The 17,989-nt window shown below is 42.8% G+C and carries 23 protein-coding genes; 13 read left to right on the forward strand and 10 right to left on the reverse strand.

Going from position 1 to position 17,989, the window contains the following annotated elements:
* Positions 1–81: 81 nt before the first annotated feature.
* Positions 82–924 carry a transglutaminase-like domain-containing protein gene (locus tag KIH41_RS08185; protein WP_214162105.1) on the forward strand — a complete coding sequence of 281 codons (843 nt, stop codon included), beginning with the start codon at positions 82–84 and terminating at the stop codon, positions 922–924.
* Here KIH41_RS08185 and KIH41_RS08190 read toward each other — a convergent pair.
* Positions 921–1,496, reverse strand: coding sequence for a redoxin domain-containing protein (locus tag KIH41_RS08190; RefSeq protein ID WP_246539020.1), 576 nt, complete (start codon positions 1,494–1,496; stop codon positions 921–923). The two genes, KIH41_RS08185 and KIH41_RS08190, sit on opposite strands and share 4 nt — an antisense overlap.
* 149 nt (positions 1,497–1,645) lie before the next feature.
* Positions 1,646–2,275, reverse strand: a complete 630-nt coding sequence (locus KIH41_RS08195) for a 4'-phosphopantetheinyl transferase family protein (protein ID WP_214162106.1) — start codon at positions 2,273–2,275, stop codon at positions 1,646–1,648.
* 36 nt (positions 2,276–2,311) lie between these two features.
* On the opposite strand from KIH41_RS08195, the gene KIH41_RS08200 reads away from it, so the two are divergent.
* From KIH41_RS08200 to KIH41_RS08220, 5 genes are all read left to right on the forward strand, one after another.
* The gene (locus KIH41_RS08200) at positions 2,312–3,220 is read left to right on the forward strand and encodes a WD40 repeat domain-containing protein (RefSeq protein WP_213943648.1); all 909 of its coding nucleotides are present in this window, start codon (positions 2,312–2,314) and stop codon (positions 3,218–3,220) included.
* A 212-nt stretch (positions 3,221–3,432) separates the two neighbouring features.
* The gene (locus KIH41_RS08205; RefSeq protein WP_214162107.1) at positions 3,433–4,290 is read left to right on the forward strand and encodes a DivIVA domain-containing protein; all 858 of its coding nucleotides are present in this window, start codon (positions 3,433–3,435) and stop codon (positions 4,288–4,290) included.
* On the forward strand, positions 4,290–4,655 hold the full coding sequence (gene folB, locus KIH41_RS08210; RefSeq protein WP_213943650.1) for a dihydroneopterin aldolase: 366 nt from the start codon (positions 4,290–4,292) through the stop codon (positions 4,653–4,655). Before KIH41_RS08205 ends, folB begins: the two co-directional genes overlap by 1 nt.
* The gene (locus tag KIH41_RS08215) at positions 4,648–5,505 is read left to right on the forward strand and encodes a ChaN family lipoprotein (RefSeq protein WP_214162108.1); all 858 of its coding nucleotides are present in this window, start codon (positions 4,648–4,650) and stop codon (positions 5,503–5,505) included. The genes folB and KIH41_RS08215 overlap by 8 nt, the downstream gene beginning before the upstream one ends.
* A gap of 124 nt (positions 5,506–5,629) precedes the next feature.
* On the forward strand, positions 5,630–6,091 hold the full coding sequence (locus tag KIH41_RS08220) for a DUF4268 domain-containing protein (RefSeq protein ID WP_214162109.1): 462 nt from the start codon (positions 5,630–5,632) through the stop codon (positions 6,089–6,091).
* 283 nt (positions 6,092–6,374) lie between these two features.
* Here KIH41_RS08220 and KIH41_RS08225 read toward each other — a convergent pair whose 3' ends face one another.
* A complete protein-coding gene (locus KIH41_RS08225) occupies positions 6,375–6,698 on the reverse strand; it encodes a HesB/IscA family protein (protein ID WP_214162110.1) in 324 nt (107 codons plus the stop codon).
* A 114-nt stretch (positions 6,699–6,812) separates the two neighbouring features.
* Between KIH41_RS08225 and KIH41_RS08230 the strand changes: the two genes are divergently transcribed.
* The 5 genes from KIH41_RS08230 (at position 6,813) to KIH41_RS08250 (ending at position 9,427) form a co-directional block, all read left to right on the forward strand.
* On the forward strand, positions 6,813–7,334 hold the full coding sequence (locus tag KIH41_RS08230; protein WP_213943654.1) for a DUF7935 family protein: 522 nt from the start codon (positions 6,813–6,815) through the stop codon (positions 7,332–7,334).
* A gap of 9 nt (positions 7,335–7,343) precedes the next feature.
* Positions 7,344–7,760: a YkvA family protein gene (locus KIH41_RS08235; RefSeq protein WP_213943655.1), complete on the forward strand. Its 417-nt coding sequence runs from the start codon at positions 7,344–7,346 to the stop codon at positions 7,758–7,760.
* A complete protein-coding gene (locus KIH41_RS08240; protein WP_214162111.1) occupies positions 7,760–8,488 on the forward strand; it encodes an NAD-dependent epimerase/dehydratase family protein in 729 nt (242 codons plus the stop codon). Before KIH41_RS08235 ends, KIH41_RS08240 begins: the two co-directional genes overlap by 1 nt.
* Positions 8,489–8,495: 7 nt before the next feature.
* Complete coding sequence (gene dtd, locus KIH41_RS08245; protein WP_213943656.1) at positions 8,496–8,948, forward strand: D-aminoacyl-tRNA deacylase; 453 nt, start codon at positions 8,496–8,498, stop codon at positions 8,946–8,948.
* Between the two features lie 152 nt (positions 8,949–9,100).
* Complete coding sequence (locus KIH41_RS08250) at positions 9,101–9,427, forward strand: nucleotide pyrophosphohydrolase (protein WP_213943657.1); 327 nt, start codon at positions 9,101–9,103, stop codon at positions 9,425–9,427.
* An 8-nt stretch (positions 9,428–9,435) separates the two neighbouring features.
* On the opposite strand, the gene KIH41_RS08255 is transcribed toward KIH41_RS08250, so the two are convergent.
* Positions 9,436–9,723 (reverse strand): hypothetical protein, encoded by a 288-nt coding sequence (locus tag KIH41_RS08255; RefSeq protein WP_214162112.1) that lies wholly within the window; start codon positions 9,721–9,723, stop codon positions 9,436–9,438.
* A 281-nt stretch (positions 9,724–10,004) separates the two neighbouring features.
* Between KIH41_RS08255 and KIH41_RS08260 the strand changes: the two genes are divergently transcribed.
* Positions 10,005–10,886: a hypothetical protein gene (locus KIH41_RS08260; protein WP_213943675.1), complete on the forward strand. Its 882-nt coding sequence runs from the start codon at positions 10,005–10,007 to the stop codon at positions 10,884–10,886.
* A gap of 85 nt (positions 10,887–10,971) precedes the next feature.
* Here the strand turns inward: KIH41_RS08260 and KIH41_RS08265 are convergent, their stop codons facing one another.
* From KIH41_RS08265 to KIH41_RS08280, 4 genes are all read right to left on the reverse strand, one after another.
* Positions 10,972–11,706, reverse strand: a complete 735-nt coding sequence (locus KIH41_RS08265) for a 2-phosphosulfolactate phosphatase (RefSeq protein ID WP_213944178.1) — start codon at positions 11,704–11,706, stop codon at positions 10,972–10,974.
* A 44-nt stretch (positions 11,707–11,750) separates the two neighbouring features.
* Positions 11,751–12,848 carry a glycine cleavage system aminomethyltransferase GcvT gene (gene gcvT, locus KIH41_RS08270; protein ID WP_214162113.1) on the reverse strand — a complete coding sequence of 366 codons (1,098 nt, stop codon included), beginning with the start codon at positions 12,846–12,848 and terminating at the stop codon, positions 11,751–11,753.
* A gap of 140 nt (positions 12,849–12,988) precedes the next feature.
* Positions 12,989–13,624, reverse strand: a complete 636-nt coding sequence (locus tag KIH41_RS08275; RefSeq protein WP_214162114.1) for a methyltransferase domain-containing protein — start codon at positions 13,622–13,624, stop codon at positions 12,989–12,991.
* A gap of 347 nt (positions 13,625–13,971) precedes the next feature.
* Positions 13,972–14,409 (reverse strand): DUF2141 domain-containing protein, encoded by a 438-nt coding sequence (locus KIH41_RS08280; RefSeq protein ID WP_214162115.1) that lies wholly within the window; start codon positions 14,407–14,409, stop codon positions 13,972–13,974.
* Between the two features lie 209 nt (positions 14,410–14,618).
* On the opposite strand from KIH41_RS08280, the gene KIH41_RS08285 reads away from it, so the two are divergent.
* On the forward strand, positions 14,619–15,017 hold the full coding sequence (locus tag KIH41_RS08285) for a YybH family protein (protein WP_214162116.1): 399 nt from the start codon (positions 14,619–14,621) through the stop codon (positions 15,015–15,017).
* Between the two features lie 43 nt (positions 15,018–15,060).
* Here KIH41_RS08285 and KIH41_RS08290 read toward each other — a convergent pair whose 3' ends face one another.
* Entirely contained in the window at positions 15,061–16,413 is a 1,353-nt protein-coding gene (locus KIH41_RS08290) for a sensor histidine kinase (RefSeq protein ID WP_214162117.1), read from the reverse strand.
* The gene (locus tag KIH41_RS08295; protein ID WP_213943681.1) at positions 16,403–17,791 is read right to left on the reverse strand and encodes a sigma-54-dependent transcriptional regulator; all 1,389 of its coding nucleotides are present in this window, start codon (positions 17,789–17,791) and stop codon (positions 16,403–16,405) included. The genes KIH41_RS08290 and KIH41_RS08295 overlap by 11 nt, the downstream gene beginning before the upstream one ends.
* Positions 17,792–17,989: the final 198 nt, after the last annotated feature.

Genomic DNA, 17,989 nt, shown 5'->3' on the forward strand with positions numbered 1-17,989 from the left:
CCTGCTTAGAAGTTTGTAATTTTGAAAGCTGTTCCTGATATTAAATAATTGGGAACAGTTTCTTTTTTAGGATGCAGGAAGATGGAAAATTTGACGGACAAAGAATTGAACGCATTGGTTTCCCTACTCGATGATGAGGATAGGGAGGTCATCAACCACGTAAGGGATAAGATCAAATCGCTCGGCACTGAAATTATTCCTTTTTTGGAACAAAAGTGGGAGGAAAGCTTCAATCCCACGGTGCAAAAGGAAATCGAGGAACTCGTACATGAGCTTCAGCTTTCCCAAATGCGAAGCCGCCTCCGGGAGTGGAAAGAATCCGAAAAGCAGGACCTGCTCACCGGGTTGTGGATCCTCAATACCTACCAATATCCCGATTTGGAGTTTGATGAGCTAAACGGGGAAATGCACCAGATTTACTTCGAGGTCTGGACCTCTTTCAAAAACGACCTGCAGCCTTATGATCAGGTAAGGATTATTAACAATGTGCTATTTAACCGGTTAAAGTTTTCCGCCAACACTAAAAACTTCCATGCCCCGGGCAACAGCATGTTGAGCAATGTACTTTCCACCAAAAAGGGAAACCCCATCAGCCTCTGCGCTATTTATTTATTGGTGGCCCAAAAGCTGGGGATACCGATACATGGGGTCAATTTGCCTAACCTTTTTGTGCTTATTTATCTCAATGAAGCCCAATCTTTTTACATCAATGCTTTTAATAAAGGGCTTATTTTCAGCAAATCCGATATATTCCATTATTTGGAGCATTTGAAGATTGCGCCAAAGGATGAGTTTTTCGAGCCCTGCACGAGCCTGGATATTATCAAAAGGATGTTTAGAAATCTAATAGTTGCCTATGAGCGGCTAGGGGATGTGGAAAAGTCGGAAGAGGTGAAAAGCCTGCTCGAACTTTTGATAGATTAATTCCTCGAACCTCTAGGGCGGATATTACACCCAACGGCTCGGGTTTGGGCAGGGCTGGGGGAAGAGCGGCGTTGGATTTGGGTAAGTGCATTTTCCAGATAGCGCTGGCTTACGCTTCCTGGAGCTTGAGGGTTGTTGTCTATAGCGCCTTGATAAACCACAGATTGGCCTGTAGGGCCACTGGTAATCACCAAAACTTCCGGAAGTTTGCTTGCATTAAGGGATCTCGTAACCTTTTGTTCACCATCCATCAGATAAGGGAATCGAAAACCTCTTGCCTTCATTTCCTTTTCTGTTTCTTCCACACTTCCGGCGTGCGGGTTGATTAGTGCAAATGAAAAATCATTATCAAATCTACTGGCAATGTCCTTGATTCTGTCTTCATAAAGTTTGGAGAAAGGACAGGAGTTGGAGGTGAAAATAAGAACTGTACCGCTTTTGTTGGTCAATTCCTCCAAGGAAACCTGAGTGCCTGTATTGGCATCCTTGAGCTCAAAATTCTGAACCCGTTGTGCCACCGTCACAAGCATGGATTCCATCATCAAAACCAATAACAGCAGCGATCTTTTCATTTCTACCTTAATTAATTCTAACTTGAAAATAACTAGAAAGTATTTTTTTTAACCGCAGAGAAAGCGTAAAGAAGCAGAGCAACCAACACATTCTCTGGGACCTCTGAGCCTCTGCGGTTATATTTTTTCCGTCTTCGGTCTCCCGTCCCCTACCAAATCGTATAACTCAACACCACATCCTTTTCCACTTCCAGTTGAACCTGATAGTGGTGATCGGTGTATTCGGTGTCATAGACTTTACCTTTTACGATCCTTGCTCCCTTGTCAAAAGGCTGCAACAAAATGTTTTGTCGTAGGCTGATGCCTCTTTTTCCTTGGCATTTAAAAATGGATTCTTTAACCGACCAGGCCATGGTATAATGCAGGGGGTCATTGTCCAGAAAGTCCATTTCGGAGGGGTCAAGAAATTTTGGGCCCAACCTGACCACTTTTTCCCTGACAAAATCCAAATCAATTCCTACGGGCATTTCTTTGTGAAAGATTGCTGCGGCAAGTCCCATAGTGTGGGTGAGGGATACGTATCCATAATTGTCCATGGGGTGGCTTTTGCCGTGCTCATCTTTGAAAAACCCCGGATAAGGATGCTGTATGCATTCAAGAGCTTCCTTAATGGCCAATCTGGCGCCACGCCATTCGGTTTTTTTGCCGGGATGGCTGATGTTTGCGTAGGAAAGTTTTTCTCGGAAGCTTAAAAAATCAAGTGCCTCGCCCTCCGTCCCCTCAATATTCTTGATGGCCAGGGCAGATAAAGGACTTATTTTTTCTATTTTTGTTTGCATATGCCTTAATGTACTCAGGATTACCGTCTGCAATATATGTCAAATATTCAAGTAAATAAACTCCATACCCTTACTGGTCACAATGATTGCATTTATGCCCTTGCTGAGTGGGGTGAGAAAGGCCTATTCTTCACGGGGTCAGGAGATGGGATGGTGGTGCAATGGGGGCAGGCCAACCCCAAAGACGGCCATTTATTGGCCAGACTTCCCCATAGCGTTTATGCGTTGGGCATAGACGAAAAACGGGGTTGGCTTTTTGCCGGGCACAATTATGAAGGCATTCATGTGATAGACCTGGATACAAAAAAGGAGATATGGTCGTTAAAAATAAGTTCCGCAGCCATTTTTGACCTTCAGGTGAAAGGTGACAACCTGATGGTTTGTACAGGAGACGGACTTGTGATAATTGTTGATGTCGAGGCCAGGGCTGTGGTGAGGCATTTGAAAATAGGGGATAAGAGCGCTCGGGTAATGGCTTTTCATCCCTCTGGGGAAGATTTGGCTGTGGGGTTGAGTGACCATACGGTAAAAGTATTTGACACCAGCAACTTTAAGCCAAAAGCCAACCTGACCAGCCACCAAAACTCCGTTTTTGCCCTGGGATATCATCCTGTATCCGGCCAGTTGGTCAGTGGTGGCCGTGATGCGCACCTTAAAATCTGGCAGGCAGAAACTTATGAGGAAAAAGAAAGCATTGCCGCTCATTTATTTGCCATCAATTATTTATCTTTCAGAAAAGATGGAAGGTATTTTGCCACCTGCAGCATGGACAAATCGATAAAACTTTGGGATGGGGAGAGTTTCCGCCTCCTAAAAGTAATCGACAAAGCCCGCCACGCCGGTCACGGTACCTCAATCAACAAGGTGCTTTGGAGCAGCTTTTCAGATAAGTTGATCTCCATAAGCGATGACAGGACTGTGGGGATCTGGGAGATAGGTATGTGAAATAAAAGGAACACAGACCTGCCTCCGCAGGCAGGGTTTCGCGGAGTTTAAAGAGGAGTTTCGCAGAGGCCTCTTACCGGAGAAAACCTGATAGAAATTTCGAAAAAAGTGTCAAGGCAAGTTTTGACTTCGCAATTCTATGGATTATGGTCTATGGACCATCAACTATAGGCAGACCGACTGGCACCTGATAATAGAAAATAACGATAAAAATGAAAATAACACCATTAGAAATAAGACAGAAAACCTTTGAAAGGCATTTCAGGGGATATGATAAGGAAGAGGTAGGCGCATTTTTGAACAGCTTGTCCCAGGAATGGGAAAGGCTGATGGATGAGAAAAAAGACCTTCAGGTGAAATTGGATCAAGCTGAAAAGCAGTCCAACAAACTGCGTGAAGTGGAGTCATCCCTTTTTCGCACCTTAAAAACAGCTGAGGATACCGGTGCCAATATCATCGAACAGGCTAAGACTACCGCCGATCAAATTGTGGGCGACGCCCAGATCGATGCGGATGTTCTAAGAAATGATGCCAAGCAAAAGTCCCAAAACATGTTGGAGGCGGCTGAGCAGAAAGCTCGGGAGATCATGGAAAACCTCAAAACGGATATTCAGACATTAGTGGACAATTATGAGCATCTCTTGGAGCAGCGAAAAAGAGTCCTTAAAAACCTTCAGCAGATCGCCACGCATACCATCGACACCATGGAGGATGCGGAAAAGACTTTTGAGCAGGCCGATATCACGGTGCATACAGATTTAATTGAGCAATTGAGCCAAGAGGGTTCTTTTGAATCCTTTGTGGGGCAGGTGCCTGCTAAAATGGAAGAAATCCAAGAAGAGGTAGAGCAGGAAGAAGTGCAGCCCGAAGCCGAGGAAGAAATTAAAGCCCAAGTAGAGGAGGCCAAAGCTGAACCAGAGGAGCCTAAAAGGATAGAAGAGGAAATAGTGGAGCCTGAAGCCAAGGAGGAAGAAAAAGAGGAAGAGCCTCGCAGAGAAGATCAGCCCAGTCCCACGGTGCAAAATGAGAAAAAACAGACTTCAGGATCTTTCTTTGACCAGTTTGACTGATGGGGAGAGTTTCACTGGAAGGAATTGAGTTTCATGCCTATCATGGGGTGTTTTCCGAGGAGAAAAAACTCGGGAATAGGTTTACGGTTGACATGCATGTAGATACCGATTTTAAAAAAGCCATGGTGGATGATGATCTGGAATCCACCGTGGATTATTTTAAGCTTTACACGATAGCAAAAGCACATATGCAGGAGCCGGTAAAGCTTCTGGAGCATTTGGGGCATTTGATGTTATTGGATATTTTGAAGCATTATCCGGATGTCAAGCATATCGAGATTATCATCAAGAAACACAATCCCGCCCTTGGAGGGGTGGTCAATTATTCCGTTGTAAAAGTAGCTTACCCGCAGGATTATGAATAAAATTTTACCTTTACTTTTTTTACTTGTTTTCCCTTTCCAAATCTACGCCCAAACCGTCCCCTACCGGATATTCAATTCACAAGGAGAAGAAGTAAGTTTTGAGCAAATGGCTGAAGAAGCCGCCGAGAAACAGGTGGTGCTTTTTGGGGAACTTCATAACAACAGTATTGCCCACTGGCTGCAGTTGCAGCTATTGAAAAGTCTGCATGAAAGGGGAGAGGGGCTGGTTTTCGGTGGAGAGTTTTTCGAAGCGGATGACCAATTGAGCCTTGATGAATGGTTTGGGGATCTAATTAATGAAAAGAATTTGGAGGCTGAGGTCAAGCTTTGGAACAATTACCAGACAGATTACAAGCCCTTGGTTCAATATGCCAAGTCCAATGATATTCCTTTTGTCGCCACCAATGTCCCCCGCAAGTATGCTTCTGCAGTAAGCCGTGGAGGTTTGGAGGTGTTGGAAGATTTTTCGGAGGAAGCCAAATTATTTATAGCTCCTCTGCCTATTGAAATAGACAGGGAGCTACCGGGATATGTAGGGATGAAAGAAATGATGCATGGCAGTCACATGAATGCTGATCACATGGTAGCTGCCCAAGCATTGAAAGATGCCACCATGGCCCATTTTATCCTGAAAGGTCTGGATGGCATGGAACAATTTTACCACATCAACGGCTCCTATCATTCCAACAATTATGAAGGAATTGTTTGGTATTTGAAGCATTACGAAGAAGGGCTTTCCATCATGACAATTACCGTAGAGGAGAAAGACGTGATGGATATCGATGAGGAAACCAGAGCAAAGGCTGATTTTATCATCGTATTGCCCACAGATAGTCCGAAGAGCTATTAAGCACTGAGAACTGAGTCCGTTTTCGTTACGTAGGGCCTACGGCGTCCATCCTACACGCCACGGCGAGCAGGCATCCGACATCGGACATCCGACACCTGACATCGGACATCTAACCATCCCAACCATGTATAAAAAAGCAGAAATAGCCAAGACGAAAAAAGATTTTTGGACCACCTTTGGGGCATACATGAAGCCGGTGCCATCAGCGGAGGGCATGAGGGTGAATTGGCAGAATTACAAAACTGGAGTTAAGCAACTGTTTTTTAGAATGAAGGCCGAGCGGGGTTTTGCCTCTATTGGCATTGAGCTCAACCATCCCGATATGGATATCCAAGAGTTGCAATATGAGCAATTGATTATGTTTAAAAGCATGCTTCGCGGCCAATTGGGCGAAGAATGGAACTGGTCCTACGCCCAACCCGATGAATATGGAAGGCCCATGTCAAAGGCCGAGGTTGTATTAGAAGGAGTGAGTGTGATGGAGAAAGACGATTGGCCAAAGATCATTTCATTCTTAAAGCCAAGGATCATCGCCCTAGATGAATTCTGGAGTAACGTCAGGCATGGGTTTGAAGAGTTGAAGTAAAAGAATGGGCCACAAGGGCACAGGGTAAAATATGGTCACGAAGGGCACAAAGTTAAAAAAAGAAGTCACACCAAGTTTGGAATGGCCACAAAGGTTTTTTTGGAAAGTTTTTATCGCAGTGTTTCACAGAGGAGTATTACAGAGTAGGATTTATTCATAGTTGTTTTACTCTGGGGTCCTCCGTGCTCAAACTCTGTGGACCTCAGTGGAAAAAAAAACGGATACTTTTTTACTTCGTGCGACTTTGAGTAAACTTCCTCGACTTAGCGACCCATTTCAACGTTTACTCCCCTTTAACTTTCTCTTGTTTCTTTCGGTCCGGGTTGGTGAAGGTGAAGCCGCGGGCATCGTTGCCATCGAAGAAATCGATATGCATGCCCATTAAAAACATCATATGTTTTTTCTCCATCAAAACGGGAATGCCCTCTACCTCGAATTTTTCGTCACCATCCTTCTGTTTATCAAAGCCCAGCGCATATGCCATCCCCCCACAGCCACCGCCTTTAACACCCACTCGCAGACAATACTCAGCAGGTATGTTTTTGTTGGCCATGATATTACGGATCTCGGCTTGGGCCGGCTCGGTGATTTTGATGGGTATGATCATATACTTAAAAGGCAATTTGGTACACTCTGAGTTCAAAATTATACATAAATTAAATTTCCACACAGTTTTATCCCTACCAAATTATTTAGGATATTCGAGAAACAAATTAAACCAATGGAATATATCACAGAACTTTTGAAGATTGTCCTTCCCGCAGGGCTGGTCATTTATGGGATGTACATCATCGCGGTATCATTTTTGAAAAGGGAAAGGGATAACAAGCTGATTGAACTGAAAACAAAGAACACGGATACCGTGTTGCCAATTAGACTGCAGGCGGGTGAAAGGTTGTGCCTGCTATTGGAAAGGATTACTCCCAACAACCTTGTGCGCCGCGTTAATGACGGGTCCTATTCCGCTAGGGAGCTGCATGCAGTTTTGCTTTCTGAAGTGAGGGAGGAATTCAACCACAACCTTTCCCAGCAGGTGTACTTTACAGACGAAACCTGGGAAAGTGTGCGCAAGGCCGTGGAGGACGTGATCACTATGATCAACCGCGCTTCCCAAGACCTTAACGAAGAAGCTAGAGGTCTCGAACTTGCCAAGCGGATTTTCCAACTCTCCCTGGAGCAGAAAATGGACAGCATTAAGCGTGCCCTGCAAATGGTGAAATCAGAGATCAGGATTTACTTCTAAACAACATTTATGGCAACTATTAAAGACACTGCAGAGAATATTTTTCAAAGAGCCAAGCTCCTTTATTTTGAACAAGCCCAAAAGATCTCCAAAAATGAGGTGAAGCTGAAAAAGCTCATGGACTCGGCTTCTGAAAAGCTGCACAAATTTAGCAGCAATCCCCAAGTGGTAGAAATGATCGGCCATGTGGACGTGCTTTTCAGGATGATCAGAGCCCATGTAAATGGGACGTACAAAGGATTTTCGGCCAAATCTCTAGGGATGATGGTTTTAGGGTTGGTATACTTTGTCACTCCTGTTGATTTAATTCCCGATTTTATTCCCGTAATCGGATATGTGGATGATTTAACAGTGCTTTTGGCGGTGATCAAAACTTTGCAGTCCGATATTCAGAAATTTGTTCATTGGGAACAATCCTATAAATAATGCTAAAACGTATTGCCATAGTGGCCGGTGGTTCTGGACTGGTAGGAATGCAGCTACTGCACCAGCTTTTTCAGCATAAGGAATATGATGCTGTTATTGCGATTGGCAGGAGACACCTTGCATTAAAACATCCCAAACTGGCCCAGATTGAGGTGGACTTTGCGAAGCTAGATCGCTGTGATTTGGTGGAAGGATTAAGGATCGATGATTTTGGGGGCGAAAACCAGCAAATCATCGAGGCCTTGGAGAACCAGAGCTGTGAAATCCATGCATTCTGCAGTTTGGGTACAACTATTAAAAAAGCCGGCAGCAAGGACGCCTTTTTCAAAATAGACCATGATTTTGTCATTAATTTCGCCAAATGGACTTATAAAATAGGGGCAAGAAAATTCCTTTACGTGAGTGCCATAGGGGCTGATCAACAAAGCTCTTTTTTTTACAATAAAGTAAAAGGTCAGGTGGAGGAAGATCTGAAGCTTATCAAATTTGATTATTTGGGCATTTTTCAGCCTTCCATCTTGTTAGGACAACGTAAGGAAGTAAGAGTAGGAGAGGATGTGGGGAAAGTGATCATGAAGGCCTTTACCACTGTAGGGCTGTTTCGCAAATACAAACCCATACAGGATAGCCAAGTGGCGCGGGCCATGATTCACCATGCTTTAAAACAGCCCAAACTGGTAGTAGAATACATTTCCTCCAAGGCGATGCAGGCCTTACAAAAAGATTAGATGATCCATGATAGCAGTACTCCAGCGGGTTTCCCAAGCGGAAGTCTTGATCAACGGCAAGGAAACCCGTAAAATCGGTTTGGGATTAGTGATTTTGCTTGGCATTGAGGAGGCAGATGATGCCCGTGATATCGAATGGCTGAGCAAAAAAATCGTTAACATGCGGATCTTTCCAGATGAAAAAGAGGTGATGAACGAAAGCATCTTGGACCATTATGGGGATGTGTTATTGATCAGCCAGTTTACCCTACATGCAAGTACCAAGAAAGGGAATCGACCCTCCTATATCAAAGCCGCAAAACCTGAAATAGCTATACCTTTATATGAGAAATTTGGGAAGGCATTGTCTTCAGAACTCAAAAAAGCGATTGTCACTGGGGAGTTTGGGGCCGATATGAAAGTCTCCCTGACCAATGATGGGCCTGTGACTATCATTATCGATAGTAAAAACAGGGTGTGATAAGGATAAAAAAAATGGTGAAAAAGTTGAGAGATTACTTTTTCACCATCTTTAAAAAGAAAAAACCATATATTACAAAGGTAGGGCCCTAGGCAAAGCCTGTCAATACCGCGATCGCGGTATATTTGGCCCTTTTTTTAAGTTTTTTTGCCATGACGATAGAGCAAGCACAGCAATTAGTAGATAAATGGATCAACACCGTAGGGGTTAGGTATTTCAACGAGTTGACCAATATGGCCATCCTCACTGAAGAGGTAGGGGAGCTGGCCCGGCTCATCGCCCGCAAATACGGTGAGCAGTCCTTTAAGGAAAGCGACAAAAACAGAGACCTCGGCGACGAAATGGCCGATGTGCTTTGGGTGCTCATCTGCCTTGCCAACCAAACGGGTGTAGACCTCACCAAAGCCCTGGAGAAAAATCTTGAAAAAAAGAATATCCGGGATAAAGACAGGCATAAAGGGAATGAAAAGCTAAGGTGAGAATAGAATCACTGTAACCCCATCTCTCCTGGATAAAATGGCTGCCAAACGGGGTAAAACATCTGGCCTTCGTCCATGCGGTAGAGTAAACCATTTTCAAAGTAAACATATTTGACTGAGTTGCCTACGGGCACAACTCTGTAAACCTTCCTGTTTTCATACATCTTCACCACTTCTATAGCATGGTTCTTTCTTTTGAATTCGGCTTCTGTCATGCCCATATCAGCTACTACTCTGAAATATCCTGAACAGCTTAGCAAAAGAAATAGAGGGAGGGCGTAAATGATTTTTCTCATGGGAGTCTTTATTCAATGCAATACTACTAAAAGTTGAGGAATTACGAAAAGATTAGGGCCTAATCGGTGTTTAGTATATGGTTTGATTATTTTTTTTATAACATGCTGATTATCAGTAATAAAATTTTAATCAGTACATTTAGTATAGTGATAAAAGGTCTTAGTCCCCACAATTTAATTTTTTAATATTTCCTAAATCCCTTGTAATCAGTTGTCTTTTTTGGTTTTATAAAATTTATGGTAATTTCATTCCTAATTGTTCAACACCAAAATAGATTTTTATGAAAAAGTTAAACCTAATTGCTTCTCTGATGATGTTGGCAGCTGCCTTTGTTTGGGTGGCCTGTACCAGCGATGATTCTTTTGAGCGTGCATCTGAGGAAGAAGTAGTAGATATCAATATCGAGTCCGAAATCGCTGCTTACTTCAGTGATGCCATGGACATGGGACAGGCATTGGATGCCCAGGGCCGTCAGACGGGCGGTGCCAATATGCGTATAGCTGCTGAAGACATGGATGATGCTCGCCTCAATTGTGCAAAAATCACCTGGGATTTGGATAATTCAGACAGCTTTAGCCCCGTGGGCAGCATCTGGATTGACTTTGGGGATGGCTGTGATGATGGACAAGGGAATGTCCGTAAAGGGAAGATTGAAATAGAATACAAAGGCGGAGAATTTAAGCTGGAGGATGATGATATGGGTTTTGAAATCTATTCAAACATTATTTTCCACGATTACGAAGTGAACGGGTTGAAAGTTGAGGGCCGCAATGAGCAAACGATGATTTTTGAAGAAGGTCAGGTAGATATCCTCAGCGAGCTAATTGGCGGAAAAGTGACTTGGCCTGATGGAAAATTCGTCACCCGTGATGCCGATCAGGTGGTTAGCCTTGTTATTTCCAATAATCAGGATTTTAATACCACTGTATTAGGCCAGGCGAGCGGTTTGACCAAAGAGGGGGAACCGTATACTCTCCTGATCACAGAGGGATTGCAACTTAATAGAAAGTGTGCCCAGCAAGGTATCCTTTACCCAACTTCTGGACTGACCACTCTTACCGTAGGTGATAGGGAGTATTTGATAAACTATGGCAATGGGCAGTGTAACCATGAGATTACCATTACCACTAATGGCCAAACTAAAGTTCACACTCTGAAATAAAAATGAAAGCCTGGCAATATTAATTATTGCCAGGCTTTTCTATATGCTAAGCCTTCCTTGATTTAATATTCTGGGAAGGTTTTTTTTATGATCTGGACCCTACAGTTTTCCAGTTCCAAACAACCAGCTTACCATCTACTAATTTGCCCACCAGATCATATTTATCGAAGGTCAGGCAAAAATCAATGTCAGCTTCAATATTATGGTTCTGCAAACGCTTGGCGTGCGAGGCCTGAGCCAAAAATCCTGAGATGTTATTTTTATTAGCTTGATAAAGGGCTCTTGTAGCCAAGGCTCCATCACAATCATAGGCCAGGTCCTCCGACAAGGCGTCAATAAGGGCCCCGGCATAGAGTGAATCCTCCAAGTTGAACTTGCCTTTCCATCCTGCGCACAAAATCAAGATGTCCTCTTTTTTGGATTTCAAATAGGATGCAGTAGCATGAAGGTTCAAAAAAGCACCAATGAGGATCTCAGACGAACCGCTTTTTGATTTCTCTATGGCAAGTGTGCCGTTGGTGGTGGTCATGGCTATCTTTTTATCCAAAAAGCCATTATCCAAATAGCTCAAAGGTGAATTGCCCAATGCAAAGCCTTCAGCTGTTTTTCCGTTTCTTTCTCCTGCTATCACATATCCCTCATTAGCCATTTGACGGCAGACTTCAAGGTTTTCGACCGGTGTAACACTGTCTACTTTATTGGCCAGTGCGGTAACCATGGTGGAGGTAGCCCTGAAAATGTCCACAATAATTACAATCTTTCCCTGAAGGTCGTAAAGATGGATCAACTCCGGGGTCAGGCATACTTCTATATTTCTCATCATGCAAAAATAGCTTCCAAGTTGTTGGAAGCTATTTAAATTGGTTATTTTTTGTAAAGAGGAAGCTTTTCAATGGTTGCTTCCAGATTCTTGTTTCGTACCTGTATACCGATATACTCGCCAGGATCTGCAAATTCCTTCTTGACATATCCAAGACCAATTCCAAGTCCCATAGAAGGAGAAAGGGTTCCAGAAGTTACTTTCCCTATTGGTTCACCTTCAGTGTTGACAATGGTGTAGCCAGCTCTTGGAATGCCTTTTTCATGCATGATGAAGCCCACCAGTTTTCGTGTAATACCTTCTTCTTTCTGTTTTTTGAGGTTTTCGCTATTGATGAAATCCTTGGTGAATTTGGTGATCCAGCCTAGGCCTGCCTCTAAAGGAGAAGTAGTCTCATCTATATCGTTGCCGTAAAGGCAATAGCCCATTTCAAGCCTCAAGGTATCTCTTGCACCCAGACCGATAGGCTTGATGCCATATTCCTTGCCTGATTCCATGATGGCATTCCATACCTTTTCGGCATGCTCATTTTTGACATAAATCTCAAACCCACCCGCGCCGGTATAGCCAGTTCCAGAGATAATTACATCGGGTACCCCGGCAAATTCAGCAACTGCAAAATGGTAAAACTTGATGTCGTCAAGTTTCTGCTTCGTCAAGGGTTGAAGGGCATCAGCGGCATCTGGTCCCTGAACTGCAAAAAGGGAAATGTTGTCAGATATGTTCTCAAGCTCAGCTTCAAACTGTTTGTTTTGTTTTTTCACCCACATCCAGTCTTTATCGATATTGGAAGCGTTGACCACAAGCATGTATTCTTCTTCGGCCATTTTGTAGACAATTAGATCGTCTACGATTCCGCCTTTTTCATTTGGAAAACAAGAATATTGAGCCTGACCAATTGCCAATTTACTCGCGTCGTTAGAACAAACATACTGGATAAGGTCAAGGGCTTTAGGTCCTTTTACCAAAAACTCCCCCATGTGGGACACATCAAAAATGCCGACGGATTCCCTTACGGTCCTATGCTCCTCAAGATCGGAAGAATAACGAACGGGCATGTTGTAACCGGCGAAAGGCACCATCTTGGCGCCAAGTTTTTCGTGAACGTCATTTAACGTTACTTTTTTGGTAGTATATTCCATGTAGCTAGTTTTATGCGTAAAGTACAAATATAATAAATACCCATATGGTTACAGGTATTTTATACAACAAATGCAGGGTTCAATGGTTTGGCTACATTTAAGGCCATTTCCTTTAATGCTTCGAAATAAGGGACATAAATTTATTGCTTTTCGAAAATGAAAATCCTTTTGGAATCTGATTTGAGAAGTGTTAACTTTTTGTTTGCTATCAGATAATCGAGAGTCTTCTGGTGATAAAAGCTCACATGGGAGGGGTCTAGCTTTTTGTTCCAATATTTAAAATTATCCTTGGTGGGGTATACTTCGGTCATCATGCCAAAGATCCCACCTGGTTTTAGGAAGTCTAGTAACTTGTCAATCCCATTATTGGGATCCTTAAATTTCTCCAAACACTCAATCGCCATAATAAAATCATATTTCTTAAATGGATGATTAAAACCGAAATTATAGTCATTATTGAAACAGGTGATGTTCTCTTTTTTCAGTAAATGGTTTAGCGTAGGTGTTGGTCCACAACCGTAATCTAATCCAATTTGTCCTTGGTAGATGAAAGGTCGGATAAGTTGAATGATTTGGCTGATATAATGAACATATTCGGCATTGCCTATACTGTTATTGCGTCGTAAAATCAGCCTTTTTTCCTGTTGTAGATCGATATGAAAAGTGGAATCCACAAATATTAGGTAGCAGTCGGGACAGTAATTATATATTCTTTTGTCATGGGGAATTATAAGTGGTGTGACCTTATTCAAGCCACATAATTTACAGGTGTTCATACACGAAATTTTGCGAGCTTTCCTAACCAATTATAGGTTGTTGGTATACGAAAAACGTTGATTCAATTTATTGATAATCAGTCAATAAGGGCTTTAATTCTCAATTGTTGCTAATGTACATTTTATTTATGGAATAGCAATAAGGGAAGGGTGTTTATAGTTTAAAACATGTTAATCAACAAAGGCTAAACGGTTAGTATAGGTTGACTCCAATCCATTAGAGTTCAAAAAGTTGTTCAGCCGTTTTCTAGACAAGAATTCTGTTTTGAAAATGCTGAGAGTTATTTTTTAAATAAATTTAACCAAATGAGATATATGTTGAACAAAAAAAGAAGAGTAATAGGGGGTCAAAAGTATTTCAGTCTCACTTCAATCCTTTTTCGTTTCTCACGCAATTTCACTACAGTTTCCTCAAATTTGGGTTTGCTCAATCCTATTTTGGGATTGTTTGAGAAACCTATGCCTTCTTTCGGCATTTTAAAAAGGTTGAAATCCACCTCATCATTGTCGTTTTCATCATGGTATACAAACATGGCATATTCTCCATACGGTAGTGAGCTGGTCTCCACAGTGGCCTGGCCATTGCGCACGGGAGCGTCAAATCTGCCTTTAACGTTTTCTTCGGTCAGCCAGCCGTCCTTTTCATAAAGTATCACTCTAAGTGAGCCCTTGCTGCTTTTAAGATCGCTTACCTCAATGACGAACTTGCCCCGATCGGCAATGCCAGTTAAACTCGAAAGCAATAAGGTTAACCCTAAAAAGAAAATGCTTATTCGATACTTCATAATCTATGCTTTTGTCTCAATCGGTTAACGGCTGGAAACATAATAGGGTTTATTGAGAAGCTAAGATTTACGGTGGCGGATAATGAGATGTAACCTTTTTGTTTTATTTATAAATAACTGATAATAAGGATTTTCAGAATGTTTCTATCCGTTTATTTTTCTTAATTTTATAATGACAGTTTTATCTCCAACCTATAAATCAACTTGAAATGTCCACTATCCTAACCGATGAAAACATCAATGATGTGATTCTCAATCGAAATGAGCTTTTCATGGAAACTTTCAGGAAAGGTGATGCGCAAGGTATTGGCAATCTTTATACCGAGGAAGGGCAGGTTATGCCCCAAAACGGTATGACTGCAAAGGGTAGAAATGCCATCAGTGAATTTTGGAAGGGTGCAATGAATACGGGAATAAAGTCTATTGAGATGAATTTAGAAGAAGTTGAGCGGCATGGTGACACTGCCATTGAAGTCAGTAATGCCAAGCTGTTTGATGAAAACAATCAACTTATAGACCAAGTGAAGTACATTGTCATCTGGAAAAAAGAGAATGGGGAGTGGAAACTCCATCGTGACATTTTTAACAGCAACGGAGAGGCGAAATAGCTGATTGTCAAAAAGTAATAGGGGATTGATTTCCCCTATTATTTTATCCAAAGTTGAGTGTAAATATAGTCTTCTCGTTTGGTACAGACTGTACCTGTAAGCTGCCTTTGTGGAGATTCATGATTTGCCTAGATATAGAAAGACCTATGCCGCTGCCTGTTTTCTTGGTGGTATAAAAAGGAACAAAAATCCTTTCCACCGCCTCTGGCACGATGCCTTCTCCATAATCGATCACTTGGATGAAAGGGTAGGAGTGGCTAGTGAGGCCTGCCCTAACTATGATCTCTTTATGCTCACTTTTACCCAAAGCCTCTTTGGCGTTTTTTATCAGGTTGATCAAAATCATCTGGATGAGTTCTGGGTCGGCAGTGAGTTGCAAATCCTGAGGCTGGATTTCGCAGTTCAAGCAAATTCCCACGTGGGCGAGGTCCTCCTTAAGCAGCACCCCTATATTGTCAAAAAGGGCTTTGACTGAAAAGTTTTTCAATTCTGGCTGGGGAATATTGGTGTAATCCCGATAAGCATTGACAAAGTGGATGAGGCCGGCACTCCTTTTTTCTATCGTATTCAAGCCATCCATCAGATCACTATAGCTGTCCTTTTCTATCACAAATCCACCCTGCTCCTCACTCACATCTTCCTCCAAGATAATCCCTAACGAGTTGGCAAGGCTTGCAATGGGAGTCATAGAATTCATGATTTCATGTCGCAAAACCTTGGTGAGGTTCTGCCAAGCCTGCAATTCATTTTTCTGCAGCTCGGTTTTGATGTTTTGAAAAGAAAGCAAGGTCCAGCTGTTGCCTCCCATTTTGAAGGCTGCAGATTGGATGTTGAGGTGGAGTTCTGGATTGATTTTTATTGAAAATGAGCCTCCAGGCCTCAAATGGAGGATTTTCACCAGCAGCTCCTTGGATAGCTTTCCCAAATCATTGATGTCTTTAAATTGGGGGATTTGGAGTAACTGTTTGGCTGTTCCATTTATTACACCTATTCTCCCACTATGGTCAAATGAAATTATACCGGTATTGATATGCTGGATCATGATCTGCAAGAAAAGCATTTGCTCTTCCTTTTCTGCCCTGGTTTTCCGAAACGCCTCAATTACTTCGTTGAACGACATGTTCATTTCACGGAAAGAAGGTCCCAAATTGCTGTCCTTGGTAAATGAAGAGGAAAAATCTGCAAACCGGATGGATTCCAGAAATTTGGTGATCTTTCTGTTCGTGGTGTTGCCAAACCTGATCAGGTTGTAGGTCTGCAAGCCAATGGCCAGCAAAAATACCGCACCCATGAGGTAGGAGTGGTCCCTTAGAAAAATGGTGGTGCCCAAAAAGATCAGGGCAACCAAAATGGCCACCCTAAGCAGGATGCCTAGGGCAAAGGATTTAAAGCCCATAACGTTCAAGTCTTCTGTATAGTGATGATCGGGTCAGTCCAAGTTCCTCAGCAGCTCGGGTAATGTGACCGTTGTGTTTTTGAAGAGCTTTGCGGATCAGGATTTTCTCCACATCCTCAATATTGAGATGGTCCAAACTCACCATTTCCTCCTGTTTTTCCGGAGTCAGGGTTTTCTGGAAAAACAAATCCTCGGGCTGCAATACACTATGGTTGGTCATGATTACTGCCCTTTCGATGCTGTGCTGCAATTCCCTGATGTTACCCGGCCAGTGGTATTTCTGCATCCTTTTGACCAATGCCTCCCCCGCCTTTCGTATCTCTTTGTTATATTTTTGGGAATAAATGCTGATAAAATGATTTGCCAAAAGTGGGATATCCTCCAGCCTCTCCCGCAAGGGAGGCAAGGTGATTTCAATCGTATTGATCCGGTAGAGCAAATCCTGCCGGAAGGTGTTTTCATACACCATGGAATGGATGGGCATATTGGTCGCGGAAATAAGTCGGATGTTTACAGGCACAGCTTTGTTGGCCCCCACACGGGTAACTTCCCTATTTTGGAGAGCCGCCAGCAATTTTGCCTGCAGCGGCAAAGGCAGGTTCCCGATTTCATCCAAAAAAAGTGTCCCTTTGTTAGCTTGCTCAAACCTTCCTGCACGGTCCTCTTTCGCATCTGTGAATGAGCCTTTTTTATGTCCAAACAATTCGCTTTCAAAAAGAGTGGTCGTGATGGAGCCCAAATCAACCCCTACAAAGGCTTCTCGGTATCTTTTGGAATTCCGGTGGATGGCGCGGGCAATCAATTCCTTTCCCGTACCGTTTTCTCCAAGAATGAGGACATTGGCATCCGTGACGGCCACTCTTTCTATCGTTTCAAAAACTTTCTGCATGGATTCACTCTGCCCGATAATGTCCTTAAACTTGCTGTCCATATCTTGATAGAGCTGCTGTTGCCTATTTTTCAAGTCATGTACTTCCAATTTGGTTTGTCGAAGTTTCAAGGCAGAATTGATGGTGGCCAGCAGTTTTTCATTTTCCCATGGCTTGAGCACAAAATCGGTGGCTCCTTCCTTGATGGCCCGCACGGCCGTATTTACATCCCCGTAGGCAGTGATCATCACCACTACGGCTGAAGAATCCAATTCCAAAATCCTGTCGAGCCAATAAAAACCCTCCTGCCCGCTGCTGACATCCTTGGTAAAATTCATGTCCAGCATGATCACATCATACTGTTCGTTAACGATCAATATCGGTAATAAATCTGGATTGGTTTCGGTATCCACCTGCCCGAAATTTCGTTTTAGAAATATCTTGGCAGCTTTTAAAAGGTCCTCATTATCATCTACAATCAGGATTTTACCGGGTTTTTGCTCTTTCATGTATGGAAAATAATCAAAATTTTTGGATGCTCGATATCTGATATTGGATGCTCGAGTATATTGGGATAAATTATATTAGCCAAAACCTGTTCCTGATGGTGTGGCAATTACAGGTTTGAGGTAAAATCTGCTTTTAGGACTGCTGGGGATGAGTTAATTTTTTCAAACCCCAAATTACATGAAACGATTGTTTGTCCA

Source organism: Litoribacter ruber (assembly GCF_018500185.1).
GTDB lineage: Bacteria > Bacteroidota > Bacteroidia > Cytophagales > Cyclobacteriaceae > Litoribacter > Litoribacter ruber.

Coding starts and splice junctions, on each gene's coding strand:
- KIH41_RS08185 (WP_214162105.1), top strand. CDS start 82: ATGGAAAATTTGACGGACAAAGAATTGAACGCATTGGTTTCCCTACTC.
- KIH41_RS08190 (WP_246539020.1), bottom strand. CDS start 1,496: ATGAAAAGATCGCTGCTGTTATTGGTTTTGATGATGGAATCCATGCTT.
- KIH41_RS08195 (WP_214162106.1), bottom strand. CDS start 2,275: ATGCAAACAAAAATAGAAAAAATAAGTCCTTTATCTGCCCTGGCCATC.
- KIH41_RS08200 (WP_213943648.1), top strand. CDS start 2,312: ATGTCAAATATTCAAGTAAATAAACTCCATACCCTTACTGGTCACAAT.
- KIH41_RS08205 (WP_214162107.1), top strand. CDS start 3,433: ATGAAAATAACACCATTAGAAATAAGACAGAAAACCTTTGAAAGGCAT.
- folB (WP_213943650.1), top strand. CDS start 4,290: ATGGGGAGAGTTTCACTGGAAGGAATTGAGTTTCATGCCTATCATGGG.
- KIH41_RS08215 (WP_214162108.1), top strand. CDS start 4,648: ATGAATAAAATTTTACCTTTACTTTTTTTACTTGTTTTCCCTTTCCAA.
- KIH41_RS08220 (WP_214162109.1), top strand. CDS start 5,630: ATGTATAAAAAAGCAGAAATAGCCAAGACGAAAAAAGATTTTTGGACC.
- KIH41_RS08225 (WP_214162110.1), bottom strand. CDS start 6,698: ATGATCATACCCATCAAAATCACCGAGCCGGCCCAAGCCGAGATCCGT.
- KIH41_RS08230 (WP_213943654.1), top strand. CDS start 6,813: ATGGAATATATCACAGAACTTTTGAAGATTGTCCTTCCCGCAGGGCTG.
- KIH41_RS08235 (WP_213943655.1), top strand. CDS start 7,344: ATGGCAACTATTAAAGACACTGCAGAGAATATTTTTCAAAGAGCCAAG.
- KIH41_RS08240 (WP_214162111.1), top strand. CDS start 7,760: ATGCTAAAACGTATTGCCATAGTGGCCGGTGGTTCTGGACTGGTAGGA.
- dtd (WP_213943656.1), top strand. CDS start 8,496: ATGATAGCAGTACTCCAGCGGGTTTCCCAAGCGGAAGTCTTGATCAAC.
- KIH41_RS08250 (WP_213943657.1), top strand. CDS start 9,101: ATGACGATAGAGCAAGCACAGCAATTAGTAGATAAATGGATCAACACC.
- KIH41_RS08255 (WP_214162112.1), bottom strand. CDS start 9,723: ATGAGAAAAATCATTTACGCCCTCCCTCTATTTCTTTTGCTAAGCTGT.
- KIH41_RS08260 (WP_213943675.1), top strand. CDS start 10,005: ATGAAAAAGTTAAACCTAATTGCTTCTCTGATGATGTTGGCAGCTGCC.
- KIH41_RS08265 (WP_213944178.1), bottom strand. CDS start 11,706: ATGAGAAATATAGAAGTATGCCTGACCCCGGAGTTGATCCATCTTTAC.
- gcvT (WP_214162113.1), bottom strand. CDS start 12,848: ATGGAATATACTACCAAAAAAGTAACGTTAAATGACGTTCACGAAAAA.
- KIH41_RS08275 (WP_214162114.1), bottom strand. CDS start 13,624: ATGAACACCTGTAAATTATGTGGCTTGAATAAGGTCACACCACTTATA.
- KIH41_RS08280 (WP_214162115.1), bottom strand. CDS start 14,409: ATGAAGTATCGAATAAGCATTTTCTTTTTAGGGTTAACCTTATTGCTT.
- KIH41_RS08285 (WP_214162116.1), top strand. CDS start 14,619: ATGTCCACTATCCTAACCGATGAAAACATCAATGATGTGATTCTCAAT.
- KIH41_RS08290 (WP_214162117.1), bottom strand. CDS start 16,413: ATGGGCTTTAAATCCTTTGCCCTAGGCATCCTGCTTAGGGTGGCCATT.
- KIH41_RS08295 (WP_213943681.1), bottom strand. CDS start 17,791: ATGAAAGAGCAAAAACCCGGTAAAATCCTGATTGTAGATGATAATGAG.